Origin of the sequence: Campylobacter sp. RM16190, from assembly GCF_012978835.1 — a bacterium.
Lineage (GTDB): Bacteria > Campylobacterota > Campylobacteria > Campylobacterales > Campylobacteraceae > Campylobacter_A.
This window is the reverse complement of sequence record NZ_LIWS01000014.1, coordinates 15,267-27,063: the sequence shown is the minus strand read 5'-3', so window position 1 is coordinate 27,063 and position 11,797 is coordinate 15,267. Positions and strand designations below refer to the sequence as shown.

The following is an 11,797-nucleotide window of genomic DNA, read 5'->3' as shown; positions in this document are numbered from 1 at the left end:
GACTGATATTATTGTAAAGCCTGAAAATTCCTTATTTGTCTTGTAAAAAGCGTAAAAATATTTTTAAAATATTTTATTGACGGTTAAGCTTTTAAAGTCCGAAAATATGGTAATGAAAACTCCAATTTTCAATACAAAGTATTTGTAATGCCCTAAAATACGCTATCTTGTTTTAGTTAAATATCTGTTTTTAAGTTTCGTAAGCTTAAAGTAGGTGTTTTGGTTTAAGATTTGATATGTTTCACAACTTTTTTAGCTCGAAACTTAATTAAGGTTCAAATGTGAAACCTCATCATTTTTTAGTTTCACGCCTCCCATTTATTAGCTTTGTAAATGCCTAATATCAAAATCTCATCATTGTTTATCAGGTATGGAATAACATAGCCTTTAAAGATTAAATCTCTTGCATTATCACGCTTAACTTTTTGGCTTGGTCTGTGTGCGTTTGGGAGCTCTTTTAACCCAAAGCATCTATCCATAAGCTCGTCAATGAAATTAATCGCTCTTGCTTCGCTGTCAAGCTTGATAAAGTCGCTTATTGTATTAAGTTCATCAAAGAAACGCTCTTTAAATTTTACCTGCATAAGTTCCGCTCTTGATCTTGCTTGCAATACTCAAAGCTTCTGTTTCATTAATAAGCCCGATACCTCTTAAAGCTTCATCTGCTCTTTTTTCATATTCAGCCGATAAAGGGTCATCATCTAAGCTTATTTTGACATTATCGCACTTGGCTAGGGTTAATAATACCTCTTTGGCTTTTGCTATGAAGTCGCTATTATCAGTTGTGAGTGTTAGAGTATTCATACTAGCCCCTTTGTCGTTTGTCATATTCTAACCGCTAAAGGCTTATGAAATTATTAGCCTGATTTTTTCTTGAATGTATTATTGATGATTAGTTTTTTTGTTAATTATCGCGTAGGCTTCTCTTATTCTTGCCCTTAGTCTTTTATTGCATTCTCGTTGAAGTTTTAAAGCTATTTGTAGTTCGTTATTTTCATTGATTACCGATTTGCCGTTTAATGTAGCGACAAACTCTTTTATTTTTTTGATATTGTATGCGCTAGTCTGGATTATTATACGTAGCATTTATCTCCAAGTTAAAGAAACAACGATACTAGAGATAGCCCAAATAAAGATAATCAAGGTTATTGGCTCAATCATTTTTAGCCTTTTAGGTTCTTTGTAGTTAGTGGGGTTTGTAGGGGTCGGCAGAGCCCCGAAAGAAAATTCTCACTCAAATTTTTAAAATTTTTCCACACTTTGGCAAGTTTTGCGACTAGTCGCAATTTTACTTAAAGCGTGTATTTTTGTCAAGTTGCATAATTATTTATATTCCAAAGTCTGCAAACTTATTTTTAGCATTTTAGCCTTATTAAAAACCGCCTGAAATGCTAAATACTCGGCTGATACCAAGCATAAGATTATCGCCCTTATGCTGACGCTTCCCTTATCTACAAAGCCGTTAGGGTCATTCCTTGCGGGTTAGGCTTAATCGATGAGGTCATTACTACTGACCCCACCTGTTAAACCTATCTAGCTTGACTTAATCCGCCGTGCCATTTATAAACGCCTTTGGGCTTTGCTTGCTCTAGCTTGTCGATTAGCCCTTTTAAGTGTTCGTTTTGCTTCTCTAGGTATTCGCACTCTTTGGCATAGTAGTTAAAGGCACAATAAGCCTGATAGCCTGCTTGGTATGTGGCCTCTAGTTCGCTTAACCCTTTTGATTCTCGCTTTGCTACTTCGTAGGCAAATTTAGCCTTTGCGCTCTTATCTTTTTGTATAGCGTTAATGTATTTAGTTTGTTTTGTCATTGTCTTCCCCTAATACGTATCTATCGATAAAGTGTATTATTTCGCCTTGCATGCGTTCAACCTCTTGTATAAATATCTTGGTAAATATTTTCAAGTTCTCAACTTCAATATTTTGATTTACTATCCGCATAAATTCCTTTTGAGTTTCTAGCTCCTGCAAATATTCGCCCGTTTTAATAATAAGCTCTCTCGGTGCTTCGTTGTAATCCTTTTTGGCTTCAAACTCTTTTGCCATTGCTCCGGCTGCCAGCTTTGCCTTTTCTTTATCCGTCTTTAGTAGCCCTCTAACGTTAAAAGCCTTATTATTAGCTTCTAAAACTTCTTTGCTTGCTTGATAAAAATGCTCTTTACTCATCGCTTATCCTTTAAATGATTTCACAAAAATAATAAAGTCTTTAATTGTTAAGCCTCTTTGGCTGCCGATAATGGATTGATAAAATTTAAACTGTCTGTAGGTCATTTTATTTCCTTTTTCTTGCTATTTCATTTAGCTCTTTTAATATTTCGGCTTGTATTTTTTCATTACATAACACAAATAAAGCTTTTATGGCAACTTTAGATTTTTCGGACATATTAGTAGTAAAATTTTTCATAGCCCAAAACAAATCAAATGCACAGTTAAGCATATCAAAGCTTGTTTCCCCGTCTTTGTTATCCTTACTCTCATAATTAGACAAAAGTTTTAAAAACTCCTGCTCTGTGTCCGATAACTCTCTGCCAACTTCGTTTAAAATTTCATTTGCTTTCATCTCTCAATCCTCGCTTTCTATTAGTAAAGTTTCGATTAGCTCATCTTGGCTTATACTGCCCTCTTTAAACATCAAGACTGCCGACTGCAAGCTGTCTAGCTTGTCTTGTAGCTGTTTATTTTTATCGATTTCTCGCCCGATAAGTTGGTAAAGCCTTATGTTATCCCCTTGCAGTGCTTCGGCTCTCTTTTGAGCTTCTTCGCTCCTTGCTCTTAAAACCCCATTGCTTGTTAATGCTCTCTCGTAATCTCCTTTCGTTTGTCTGTAGCTGTAATAAGCTAAGCACCCTATCTCATAAAGCTTTTGCTCGCTTACCTCATCGCTTCCGTCATTATGCTCGATAACATAATTGGCATAATCTGCCCTAATATGTTGTAGCCCTGATGTTGTGATTTTCATTTAATCTCCTTTGCTTCTTTGGTTTTTCTATCTGCATAAGCTTTTATTTCGTCTGCTATGTCGTATATCAAGCAACTTAAAAAATAATGTGTTTCGCAGTCTCTGTTGTGATTAATGCCTACTCCTTTTGTATGATACGGCAAAGCGTGGGTAATATGGGATATTGCATTAAGTGCAGGTATTATCTCATCAACTAAATCTACTTCGTTCTCTATTTCAAACGTTAGTCTCATTTGGTCTCCTTTGATGTTGATTTTTCATCTTTGATTAAAAATTATTTGAAATATTATCATCTTAAATTAAAATAGTCAAGTGTTTATCTAATCTTTAATGATAAAAGTTTGGCTTATTTTACATTTTTGATTAAATACGCTACAATTTACACAAATAAAATAAAGGTCTTTACAGAATGCTAAAAAGTGAATTTTTAAATAAGCTAAATGTTTTAAATTTATCTGTTGCAGATTTTGCAAATATGACGGGATTAAATGCTGGTAGTGTGTATAATTGGTCTGACGATAAAAAGCCCGTTCCGTCTTGGGTAGGCTCTTGGCTTGACAACTATGCTAAAGCACGTGATTTAGATAGTGCAGTGACGATATTTGAGCCTTATGTATTGAATAAAAATAAAAGCTAGCAACCTTTTAACCTCATCACCCACTTTAACTTCTTGTATTTTCCTCTAAAGATTGATACTACCTCATATCAAATAGCATAATCAAGCCCTCTAAGCCCTTTTAACCCTTTAAGGGTATAATCTATCGCTTTATCTGCCGTTCGTTGCTTCTTGGCTCTATTTTGCTCGTATAGCTGTCTAAGTTTAACTTATGTAGCTTTGTATCTTTTGGCTTATTCTTTGATCTGACTACCAAACTATCATAAAAGCGATATTTGCCTTTAAAAATAGGGTAAATTTGTGCTTATTTGATCTTGTGGTTTTGATGTCATTAGACTTCATAAGATGTCATTAGATTAATTTTGCTTTAATTTTAAGTGTTGTAGTATTCGGATTAAAGGTTAATAATGAGAAAGTGGCAAGAGCTAAGCATAAACGCTTTTATGAATATCAGCGTAGCAATGATTGCAGGCGGTATTTTAAAAATAGCCCTTGAATATAAGAGCGTAGTATCGTCTGTTACTATGATAGTTTTGGGCTTATATTTGCTTGGTATATTTATACTGATAGCTCAAGAAATAGAAACAAAGGATTAAATATGGATATTTTAGGATACATCGCAATAGCTTTAGCGGTAATAGGCACCTTGTTCGGATATTGGCTAGTTCAAGACAATAAAAAGCACAAAAGGGCTAACGGAGCTTAAGACTTCATTATTAAGTTAAAATTCTCTCATTTTCTTAACAATTCATCTTTTATCGGTTAAAAAATCTACTAAAATTAACATATACACTTTAAACGCAAAATAAAGCCCGTAGAGAGCTTTTAGCCTTTTTTAATACTTTGGTATTGTTTGATGTCTTTTTATTGATTGTAGAGGCTGTTTTTACTACTTTTTGGCTTATTCGTTTTTTTGTTCGCATAAGATGAGGTTAAAGCCTTTAAAATAGGTTGATTTGTTATGCCCCGCTCGTTCTTTATTCGTTCTCCGTCTTGTCCTCTATGATATTAATCGTAAATGGCTGATTGCCTGATTGAGTTTGTTCGTTAGCTAGGTGGATTGTCTTACCGCATACGGCTTCTTTATTTCTTGCCGTTATCTTGCTATGAGTTTCTACCTCTAAAAGATTATTGGCCACATCTAAAAGCTCATCGGCTTTCGTTTGATTTTTAAAAATACTATTATCGAAAAATAAGATATTTCTAGTTCTATCATCTACCGCTCTTGTAATGGCTTGTCTTTCCTCTATGCTCTTATGAGCTAGTGCAACGTTAAAATTTACTCCTTGATTAATAAGCTCTTGGGTCTGTTCTCTATCTGTTCCTTTACAAATATCGTTAATCTTGGTCGAGCCTACTCCATAAATCTTAGCCAGTTCTCTTTGCGTAGCTCCCGCTTCGTATAAAGCTCTAATTCTTTTTTCATCGTCTTTAGTTAGCTTAGTCGTTTTTGCCATTAGTTACCCTTTTGTTGTATTGTCTTGTAAATATGCTATAAGCCTCTATGTTTGCAAAATCATCACGTTTAAATAGTTGCGTGTCGTGTCTTTTAGTAAGTACTTTTGTCTTGTTAGCCAAAGTCTTTTTAATAGTCTGCTTTAGCTTAATAACATATTCGGGCTTATATCTGCCGAATGCTAAGTCCTTGTATATCTTGCAGGCTGTTTTGGTGTCGTCTGCTATTAAGCAGGCAATGGCTCTTAGATCATCGCCCATTAACTCACTAAGTCTGTAAAACTCATCTGTGAAGTATTTTGCCAAAATGAAACCTTTTTAATTTGATTGTAGCTTTTATTTTGGGTTGGGCTGTTTTTTTGAAAAAATGCGCGAGTATGGTTTAAGGTTAGAGAGGGTTGATTATTAAAAAGGATAGGATTTTGATAGAGGAAAAGTAAATGAGTAGAGTATACACTAGAGTATACACTAAAGGGCTTGATTTCTTAAAGTGCATTTTTTGGCTCTGTTTGTAACATAGCGCAAAGCCCTAAAGCGTAGTATCTGGCGTTGATTTTTAGTAGTAGTAAATTTTGGCTTTTTTGCTCTCGTTTACTGTATAAGTTAGTTTTGCTTCCTATACCGTTTTTATGAAAACTTAAAGTAAATGAGAGGTGCAAAAAACGGCTTAAGGTTTTTATCTGTTTTTTGGGTTTAAATTAGACAAAATGAATAAAAAGCGATGAGGTTAAATAAGGGATTATGCCCTTAACTCTCTTTTATTGTTGTGCGCTTTGTAAGAGGCGTTTGTAGGCTTTTCAAGAGTAGCTAGGGTTATTATCTCTTTGAAATCGCTCACAGCTCGGCGTAATTGTAAATCAAGACGATCAAGCTTGCTTAATGGAGCTGGTTTGTTAAAATCGATAATCGGCACGGTAGCTTCTACGCGATACAGTGGCAAATTGAGATTATTTTTTAGAGCTTTATCATAAAAATATACGCGTTCAAGCACTCCAAGCTCTTTTTTTATGTAGTGTGTGTTTTGGTAGGTTTGTATCTCAAATGCTTCCAAATTAAAAGGCTTTTGGCTATCAAAACATAAATCAATACTAGAAACGTTATTGACTGCACTTAAAAGCTCTGCGATGAGGTCAAAGGGTGGGGCTGGTTTATGATATTGCCTTAGCCCGTAAAACTCAATAACGGCTTTTTTATCGCAGTTATTTAGGCTTTTTGTAGTGGCGTAAAATATGCTCATATCCTCTAGTTCGTAAATATTGATGATTTTCAGTCCTCTAAATTCATAACGGCTCGCGATCTTAATCTCTTTTTTGTCTTGTATTTTGCGCCATTTTAGCCCGTGATTTTTGGCTATGCTTTTTAAAATATCAAGCTTGCTAAAGTGCTTTTGTGCAATCGCATTTTTAAAAAAGCTGGCTCGAATAGTATCGATTTTTACTTCTGGAGTTTCAGCTAAGATTTTGTTAATGTAGGGTAATATTTCCACGTTTGAAAATCCACAATTAAGGGCGGTCGCTTGACACTAACCGCCCTTATAATTTTGCTTAAATTTTTACTTCACGGGGCATATTTTTAGCTTTTATCGCCCCGATTATTTTCTCGGTTAGCCTTACCTGTCCTTTGGGTGTTATCATTGGAGTAAATCCCTGAACTTTTTCACCGTTTGGCTTTTTGTATACGCACGGGATGTAGCGCAGATAGTCTTTATCTAAATATTCTTGATAAGGCTCGTTGTTTGATTGCAAAATTTTCAACTCTCGCATTATTTGAAAAATACGCGTTCTTCCTGTATTTATGCCCTGATGTTGATTGCAAAGCGTTTTAGCGTATGTTCCTATTAAAATGCACCCGTCGGTAGCTTCCACCGTTCGCCCGTAATCCACGTAAGGCTCATCGGCTTTTATTTTAGCTTCGAGATATTTATTTTTATCTTGTGTGTCGGCGTAGTCTAAAAGAATTTTGGCTACCGCTCGCGGGTCTGCTAAGACGTCTTGAATGCTTGTAGGGTTGTTTTGCCTGTTTAGTATGTAATCACTAGCCCAGTCTCTGAATAAAATCGTCTGTGGCGTTTCGGTCAATTTAAATCCGAGAGTAATAACTCCTTTTTTAGTCCAAAATACCATTTTTTGAGGCTTTTGATACACCCTAGTAGATCCCACTGGGGTGTCTGTTAGTCCGCCTTTGCCGTCGTTATACATATCTTTGTAATAATAATGCACTCCCTCTATGTATTCGGTCGCTCCTTTGGTTCTTTGTTGCTGTATTGCGTTTTAGGTTACACCAAAACCTTGAGCCACTTGTCTATCTGATAAAGCCCAAGTGTCTTGATACTCAATAACCTCTAAATTTAGATTGTTAAATGCTACTATTGCACTCATTTTTAAGCTCCTGTTCTCTTTTTGGCTTTGTCAAAATCGACGATATACCACCATTTAAAACGCTCCCCGTTGGCTTGTATGTCTTTAATCACTCCTTCGCGTTTAAGGTCGCCTAAATACTGATTAGCGTTACTTATGCCTAAGTTTTTTTGTCCAGCCGTTACGCGCCCTTGCTCTAGCATTATTTTTAATAGTGTCTTTTTATGTCTACTAATTCTCATTTTTGTCCTTTTTCGGCTCTCTTATGCCTGCTTTAACCTCTAGGGTTTTAATGCTTTCTCGCTGTGTCTGCACTATGTGAAATAAATCAAATGCACAATCCAACAAAGACTGATCGGCTCCGTCTAGGCTTGCCACTTTGTAGTTATGCAAGTGCCTTTTAAAAGCTTTTAGCATAACCTCATCATTTGCACTAAAGCACACTTTGCTAGGTTTGAAATTTAACTTATTCATTGTGTGCGCTCCTTTGAATAAAAAAGGTCTCAATTATCCTTTTATTCTCATCTTGTAGGCTTTGGAGCTGTTTGCCTTGCTCTACTAACGCTAAGAATAAGTTAAAAGCTACTCCGCTAAAATCTGCGGTTTTCATATTGCCACTATTTAGCGTTTCCTCGAATATGTGAGGGTAGCACTCTTTTAGCATTCTCGTATATTGCTCGCGCGCTTCCTCGTCGGTATCGGCTAGTTTAGCCGCAGTTTTTGCAAATTTGCCCTTAAAAGCTTCCGTGTAAGCCTGAAATAAATCAAAAGCTACCTCTAGCCCCTGATTAACTCCTTTGTGTAGCTCACTCGTTCCGCTTTCTAATGCTACTTTTAAAATATCGGGGTGCTTTAGCTGTAAATAGGCGTGAAATTGCCCGTATAATCCAGCTTCGGCTTCGTCTTTAAATCTAGCCATATTACGCGCCCTTTCTCATAAAAAACGCCTCTACTTCGGAGGGGTCAAAAAAGGTAATATTTTTGCTGAATTTAATAGGTCTTAAAAAGCCTTGTTTAGCAAAATACCACACTGTGCTTAATCCTATGCCGTAAATCTGTGCGATTTGCGACGCTCTTAAGTATTTTGGTTTGAGTTCGGTTTGCTTCATCGTTTAGCCTTTAATATGTGTATTAGTTTTGCAAAACTAGGCTAATTATGGCTCGAAATTGATTTTTAATCTAGTGCAAAAACTACGTTAAAATCGAACTTAAAAATAAAATTATCGTGTCTAAAAATGAATAAAAAATAAGAATTTGAATTAGAAAAAAAATAATAAATAAATTCTCTAATGTTTTTTAAGAGAATTTATTTATTCGTATATTATCTAAAACTGTAATTTGCTAAATCTCTAATTGTAGTGCGTAAATTTTCTACTGATTTATTTAAGTCCGTTTCGCTAATGCCCTGTTTCTTTACTCGATTACAAAGCTTTAAAATACTATTTGAAAATTTATTATTCGCGCTACTTATTGTAACATTGCTAATTTTATCTTGATATTGGGCTTCTTTGTCCAAAATATTTAAAAGCTCGTCTAACTTTTCTAAAATATCGGATTGGTTTTTATCGCTTTTTTTAACTGCCTTTAAAAAATCATGCGGGCTTCTAGCATGTGCCATTTGTGCTTGGTATGCGCTTATTGCTTGCATTTCTAAAAATAGCTTTTTGGTTTTATTAACTTGCTTGATAATATTTTTAAACTTTTTATTTTTTAGTTCAACATCTAGCGGAGCCTTATTATCTAAAACTCTGCTGTTGTCGCGCTTGTAAATAAATTTTAAAAAAGTTGCGTATTCGCGTATCGCTTCGCAAAATGCGCGCGCAAAAGTTTCATTGTAGGCTATGCTATCATCTCGCTCTATTATTCTTATTTTCTCGAAAATAGGCGGGTAGAATGCAAATGCCTTATTTTTAGTAAAATTTGGAATTTCACAAAAATCAGGTATTCGTGAGTAAAATTTTAATTTTAAAAAACTATCCTCGTCAGTCTGTATCGTATCTGTAATAATGTGCGTTAATTGAATAGTTTCTTTTTTACCACTGTCTTTATTTAAAACTTTAATTTTTAAAAAATCGCGTTCACTAAAACTATTGCCGCTTGCTACTCCAACCCCTTTTGTCACACTTTGCTTAAAGCCGTAAGTGTTTAAGTGGTCCGTAAAATCAAGTGCTCTTCTTAAATCGTATATTTGATTTTCACTTAAATCTCTAAAAATAAAATTTTCTTCGTTAAATTCTAAATATCCAGCCTCTAAATGCTCTAAATTACTAAAGATAATTTCAGATAATTTTAATTTTCTTGCTTCTGTAATCATTCACCCCTCCTAATTATCTTTTATGTCTAATATGTAATCGCTCCACCAGTCAAGCAGGATTTTAAGCTCGTCTAAAAAGTCTGCTTTTTCTGAATAGCTTAAATCCACTCTATCGCCGTGTAGATGATCAAGCACTTTTTTAATAGCCTCTTTGCTTACTTTGTGCTTTTGCATATTATTAAACGCTTGCGTCATAAAAATACCCCGTAAGCTATGGAGCGTTACCACTCGCCCCGTCTGTCTATCTCTAAAATCAAAGCCCTTAATTGCATTTGTGGCTGTGTCTTTGTGAATGCAGTCTTTAAAGTGTGAATTAATAAAGACGTATTCGTATGCTCTGCTTAGTCTGGCTTGATCTTGGAGTATTCGCATAACCTCATCGCTTAACGGCAATTTAAAATCGCCTATTTCGCTACGCTTAATTTTTTGCTCGGCTCTTGGTATTGTTAAAATTCTTTTTTCAAGATCAAAATACTTCCATTTTAGGCGCGATAACGGCGCAGCTCTTAGCGGTATGTGTAGGCATAGCTTCATCGCATTTTTAATCGTCTCAAAATGTGGGTAGTCGTAAATAGAGTTAAAAAAGGCTTTCAAGTCCTCGCGCTCGGTCAATTTAGCGTAATGCTCCACCTTTGTTTTAGGTATGATTGACTTAGCGTCAATATTGCCCATAATATTAATATCCGTGTAGCCACTTGATACGGCAAATAAAAAGACGCGGTTTAAAATTTGATTGATTATCTCGGCAGTCTGTGGGGTTGCCTTTGATACTTCTTTGAGTATTACCGCTATTTCGGCGTGAGTTATGCTTTTTATGCCCCTGTCTTTTAGTATCGGCATTACGTGATTTTCTATGCGCCCTCGCTTTGTTTTTAACGTCTGTGGTAATATGCTCTTAGCTTCTAGTTCCAGCCACTCATTAAAGACTTTTTCAAAGCTACAGTTATGATCGCTTATTCTTTGAGCTTTGGCGCGCTTCTTATCAATTATCGGGTCTGCTCCGCTCATTACTAGCTTTTTAAGTTCGGTTCGCTTTTCTCTAGCTTCCGCCAATGATAAAGCAGGGTAATTGCCTAGCCCCGTATTGTTTGGTTTGCCCGTGTCTGGACTAATAAAAGCAAATACCCAGCGTTTGCGCCCTGTCTTGCTTACGATTAGTCCTAAGCCGTCGCCATCTGTAAGCTTGTAATCTTTGTCTTTCGGCTTGGCTTCTCTTATCTGCTTATCGGTAAGGGGCTTTACTATTCTTGACATATCGCCTTAACTCCCTAAAATACGTTATTTGAGACAATTTAAAAATATTTTTTGGAGTTCTCGGATCAAATTACCCGTCAAAAATATTTTAAAAATCGCTGTCTTATGCTCGTTAAGTGCCTAAAATACGGAGCTTGATGAGGTTTAAAAATATTTTTCTCATTTAGAGTATTTTTTAAGCTTTCAAAATACCTATTTTAGGCGTTTCAAGCGTTTTAAAACATTTTTTGGAGTGCTTTGTAAGCCCGATGAATAGGGCATTTTGTGAGTTTTAAAAATATTTTTTCGCTTGACTTTTAGAATTTTGCCAAAAATATTTTTAAAATGTTTTTAAATCTTTGGCTTTGCCTGTTTAGTTTAGATTGTTTTAGAGGGTTAAAATCTCTCAAAGTCCGTATTTTAGGGGGTTTGTTAGAGTGCTTTAGATTGTAAAAAATAGTAGATGGTGGTTAGAGGCAGAATCGAATTATTGAGTATTTCTTAAAGTTTATAATGTTGTATATAGCCCTAAAATACTAGGTATTATGTTTATATTAATTTATAATAATTGCTAAAAATGCCTAAATAAATGGCACCTAATATGGCACCCATTTTAAATTGTATATCTGTGTGTTTTGTTTCGACATGCAGATTTTAATCTGTGTGTTTATATTTTTTAAAGGCTCTGTTAAAATAAAGTATTGATTATAAGATTTTCAAGTTTAAAAAAGAAATTAAATATCACATTGTCTGAAATTGTTAATCTAAAATAAGCAGATTGTATCTGTTTATAATCATTGACAACTATAAAATGCATTGATATGCTTTTAAGCATAAATATATAGCCATTTCAAATAAAATAA

At 35.0% G+C, this 11,797-nt stretch carries 20 protein-coding genes; 2 read left to right on the top strand and 18 right to left on the bottom strand.

Annotated features, from left to right (window positions below; translation table 11 throughout):
• Positions 1 to 305 precede the first annotated feature (305 nt).
• The 8 genes from CDOM16190_RS10205 to CDOM16190_RS10170 all read right to left on the bottom strand — a co-directional run bounded on the left by CDOM16190_RS10205 (position 306) and on the right by CDOM16190_RS10170 (position 3,192).
• Positions 306 to 584, bottom strand: a complete 279-nt coding sequence (locus CDOM16190_RS10205; protein ID WP_170020698.1) for a type II toxin-antitoxin system RelE/ParE family toxin — start codon at positions 582 to 584, stop codon at positions 306 to 308.
• A complete protein-coding gene (locus CDOM16190_RS10200; protein ID WP_170020696.1) occupies positions 568 to 804 on the bottom strand; it encodes a hypothetical protein in 237 nt (78 codons plus the stop codon). Before CDOM16190_RS10200 ends, CDOM16190_RS10205 begins: the two co-directional genes overlap by 17 nt.
• 78 nt (positions 805 to 882) lie before the next feature.
• On the bottom strand, positions 883 to 1,086 hold the full coding sequence (locus CDOM16190_RS10195; RefSeq protein WP_170020694.1) for a hypothetical protein: 204 nt from the start codon (positions 1,084 to 1,086) through the stop codon (positions 883 to 885).
• 443 nt (positions 1,087 to 1,529) lie between these two features.
• Positions 1,530 to 1,811 carry a DNA/RNA nuclease SfsA gene (locus CDOM16190_RS10190; RefSeq protein ID WP_170020692.1) on the bottom strand — a complete coding sequence of 94 codons (282 nt, stop codon included), beginning with the start codon at positions 1,809 to 1,811 and terminating at the stop codon, positions 1,530 to 1,532.
• Entirely contained in the window at positions 1,795 to 2,166 is a 372-nt protein-coding gene (locus tag CDOM16190_RS10185) for a hypothetical protein (RefSeq protein ID WP_170020690.1), read from the bottom strand. Before CDOM16190_RS10185 ends, CDOM16190_RS10190 begins: the two co-directional genes overlap by 17 nt.
• A gap of 106 nt (positions 2,167 to 2,272) precedes the next feature.
• A complete protein-coding gene (locus CDOM16190_RS10180; protein ID WP_170020688.1) occupies positions 2,273 to 2,560 on the bottom strand; it encodes a hypothetical protein in 288 nt (95 codons plus the stop codon).
• 3 nt (positions 2,561 to 2,563) lie between these two features.
• Positions 2,564 to 2,959 (bottom strand): hypothetical protein, encoded by a 396-nt coding sequence (locus CDOM16190_RS10175; RefSeq protein WP_170020686.1) that lies wholly within the window; start codon positions 2,957 to 2,959, stop codon positions 2,564 to 2,566.
• The gene (locus CDOM16190_RS10170) at positions 2,956 to 3,192 is read right to left on the bottom strand and encodes a hypothetical protein (RefSeq protein WP_170020684.1); all 237 of its coding nucleotides are present in this window, start codon (positions 3,190 to 3,192) and stop codon (positions 2,956 to 2,958) included. Before CDOM16190_RS10170 ends, CDOM16190_RS10175 begins: the two co-directional genes overlap by 4 nt.
• 176 nt (positions 3,193 to 3,368) lie before the next feature.
• On the opposite strand from CDOM16190_RS10170, the gene CDOM16190_RS10165 reads away from it, so the two are divergent.
• Complete coding sequence (locus CDOM16190_RS10165; protein ID WP_169975317.1) at positions 3,369 to 3,596, top strand: hypothetical protein; 228 nt, start codon at positions 3,369 to 3,371, stop codon at positions 3,594 to 3,596.
• A 386-nt stretch (positions 3,597 to 3,982) separates the two neighbouring features.
• Positions 3,983 to 4,171 (top strand): hypothetical protein, encoded by a 189-nt coding sequence (locus CDOM16190_RS10160; protein ID WP_170020682.1) that lies wholly within the window; start codon positions 3,983 to 3,985, stop codon positions 4,169 to 4,171.
• Positions 4,172 to 4,552: 381 nt separating this feature from the next.
• On the opposite strand, the gene CDOM16190_RS10155 is transcribed toward CDOM16190_RS10160, so the two are convergent.
• The 10 genes from CDOM16190_RS10155 to CDOM16190_RS10110 all read right to left on the bottom strand — a co-directional run bounded on the left by CDOM16190_RS10155 (position 4,553) and on the right by CDOM16190_RS10110 (position 10,955).
• Positions 4,553 to 5,032, bottom strand: a complete 480-nt coding sequence (locus tag CDOM16190_RS10155; RefSeq protein WP_170020680.1) for a helix-turn-helix domain-containing protein — start codon at positions 5,030 to 5,032, stop codon at positions 4,553 to 4,555.
• The gene (locus CDOM16190_RS10150) at positions 5,016 to 5,336 is read right to left on the bottom strand and encodes a hypothetical protein (protein ID WP_170020679.1); all 321 of its coding nucleotides are present in this window, start codon (positions 5,334 to 5,336) and stop codon (positions 5,016 to 5,018) included. Before CDOM16190_RS10150 ends, CDOM16190_RS10155 begins: the two co-directional genes overlap by 17 nt.
• 433 nt (positions 5,337 to 5,769) lie before the next feature.
• Positions 5,770 to 6,516, bottom strand: a complete 747-nt coding sequence (locus CDOM16190_RS10145; protein ID WP_170020677.1) for an aspartate carbamoyltransferase — start codon at positions 6,514 to 6,516, stop codon at positions 5,770 to 5,772.
• Between the two features lie 58 nt (positions 6,517 to 6,574).
• Positions 6,575 to 7,249, bottom strand: a complete 675-nt coding sequence (locus CDOM16190_RS10140) for a phage antirepressor KilAC domain-containing protein (RefSeq protein ID WP_349644394.1) — start codon at positions 7,247 to 7,249, stop codon at positions 6,575 to 6,577.
• Positions 7,250 to 7,410: 161 nt separating this feature from the next.
• Entirely contained in the window at positions 7,411 to 7,629 is a 219-nt protein-coding gene (locus tag CDOM16190_RS10135) for a hypothetical protein (RefSeq protein ID WP_170020675.1), read from the bottom strand.
• Positions 7,619 to 7,861: a hypothetical protein gene (locus CDOM16190_RS10130; protein ID WP_170020673.1), complete on the bottom strand. Its 243-nt coding sequence runs from the start codon at positions 7,859 to 7,861 to the stop codon at positions 7,619 to 7,621. The genes CDOM16190_RS10135 and CDOM16190_RS10130 overlap by 11 nt, the downstream gene beginning before the upstream one ends.
• Positions 7,854 to 8,306, bottom strand: coding sequence for a hypothetical protein (locus CDOM16190_RS10125; protein ID WP_170020671.1), 453 nt, complete (start codon positions 8,304 to 8,306; stop codon positions 7,854 to 7,856). The genes CDOM16190_RS10130 and CDOM16190_RS10125 overlap by 8 nt, the downstream gene beginning before the upstream one ends.
• A 1-nt stretch (position 8,307) precedes the next feature.
• Positions 8,308 to 8,496, bottom strand: a complete 189-nt coding sequence (locus CDOM16190_RS10120; RefSeq protein WP_170020669.1) for a helix-turn-helix transcriptional regulator — start codon at positions 8,494 to 8,496, stop codon at positions 8,308 to 8,310.
• Positions 8,497 to 8,708: 212 nt separating this feature from the next.
• Positions 8,709 to 9,701, bottom strand: coding sequence for a hypothetical protein (locus CDOM16190_RS10115; protein WP_170020667.1), 993 nt, complete (start codon positions 9,699 to 9,701; stop codon positions 8,709 to 8,711).
• A 9-nt stretch (positions 9,702 to 9,710) separates the two neighbouring features.
• Positions 9,711 to 10,955 carry a tyrosine-type recombinase/integrase gene (locus CDOM16190_RS10110; protein ID WP_170020665.1) on the bottom strand — a complete coding sequence of 415 codons (1,245 nt, stop codon included), beginning with the start codon at positions 10,953 to 10,955 and terminating at the stop codon, positions 9,711 to 9,713.
• Positions 10,956 to 11,797 lie beyond the last annotated feature (842 nt).

Excerpts from the sequence above, each read along its gene's own strand:
- CDOM16190_RS10120 (WP_170020669.1), bottom strand. The coding sequence starts at position 8,496 with ATGAAGCAAACCGAACTCAAACCAAAATACTTAAGAGCGTCGCAAATC.
- CDOM16190_RS10115 (WP_170020667.1), bottom strand. The coding sequence starts at position 9,701 with ATGATTACAGAAGCAAGAAAATTAAAATTATCTGAAATTATCTTTAGT.
- CDOM16190_RS10160 (WP_170020682.1), top strand. The coding sequence starts at position 3,983 with ATGAGAAAGTGGCAAGAGCTAAGCATAAACGCTTTTATGAATATCAGC.
- CDOM16190_RS10190 (WP_170020692.1), bottom strand. The coding sequence starts at position 1,811 with ATGACAAAACAAACTAAATACATTAACGCTATACAAAAAGATAAGAGC.
- CDOM16190_RS10205 (WP_170020698.1), bottom strand. The coding sequence starts at position 584 with ATGCAGGTAAAATTTAAAGAGCGTTTCTTTGATGAACTTAATACAATA.
- CDOM16190_RS10165 (WP_169975317.1), top strand. The coding sequence starts at position 3,369 with ATGCTAAAAAGTGAATTTTTAAATAAGCTAAATGTTTTAAATTTATCT.
- CDOM16190_RS10130 (WP_170020673.1), bottom strand. The coding sequence starts at position 7,861 with ATGAATAAGTTAAATTTCAAACCTAGCAAAGTGTGCTTTAGTGCAAAT.
- CDOM16190_RS10170 (WP_170020684.1), bottom strand. The coding sequence starts at position 3,192 with ATGAGACTAACGTTTGAAATAGAGAACGAAGTAGATTTAGTTGATGAG.
- CDOM16190_RS10185 (WP_170020690.1), bottom strand. The coding sequence starts at position 2,166 with ATGAGTAAAGAGCATTTTTATCAAGCAAGCAAAGAAGTTTTAGAAGCT.
- CDOM16190_RS10180 (WP_170020688.1), bottom strand. The coding sequence starts at position 2,560 with ATGAAAGCAAATGAAATTTTAAACGAAGTTGGCAGAGAGTTATCGGAC.
- CDOM16190_RS10195 (WP_170020694.1), bottom strand. The coding sequence starts at position 1,086 with ATGCTACGTATAATAATCCAGACTAGCGCATACAATATCAAAAAAATA.
- CDOM16190_RS10155 (WP_170020680.1), bottom strand. The coding sequence starts at position 5,032 with ATGGCAAAAACGACTAAGCTAACTAAAGACGATGAAAAAAGAATTAGA.
- CDOM16190_RS10110 (WP_170020665.1), bottom strand. The coding sequence starts at position 10,955 with ATGTCAAGAATAGTAAAGCCCCTTACCGATAAGCAGATAAGAGAAGCC.
- CDOM16190_RS10135 (WP_170020675.1), bottom strand. The coding sequence starts at position 7,629 with ATGAGAATTAGTAGACATAAAAAGACACTATTAAAAATAATGCTAGAG.
- CDOM16190_RS10200 (WP_170020696.1), bottom strand. The coding sequence starts at position 804 with ATGAATACTCTAACACTCACAACTGATAATAGCGACTTCATAGCAAAA.
- CDOM16190_RS10175 (WP_170020686.1), bottom strand. The coding sequence starts at position 2,959 with ATGAAAATCACAACATCAGGGCTACAACATATTAGGGCAGATTATGCC.
- CDOM16190_RS10125 (WP_170020671.1), bottom strand. The coding sequence starts at position 8,306 with ATGGCTAGATTTAAAGACGAAGCCGAAGCTGGATTATACGGGCAATTT.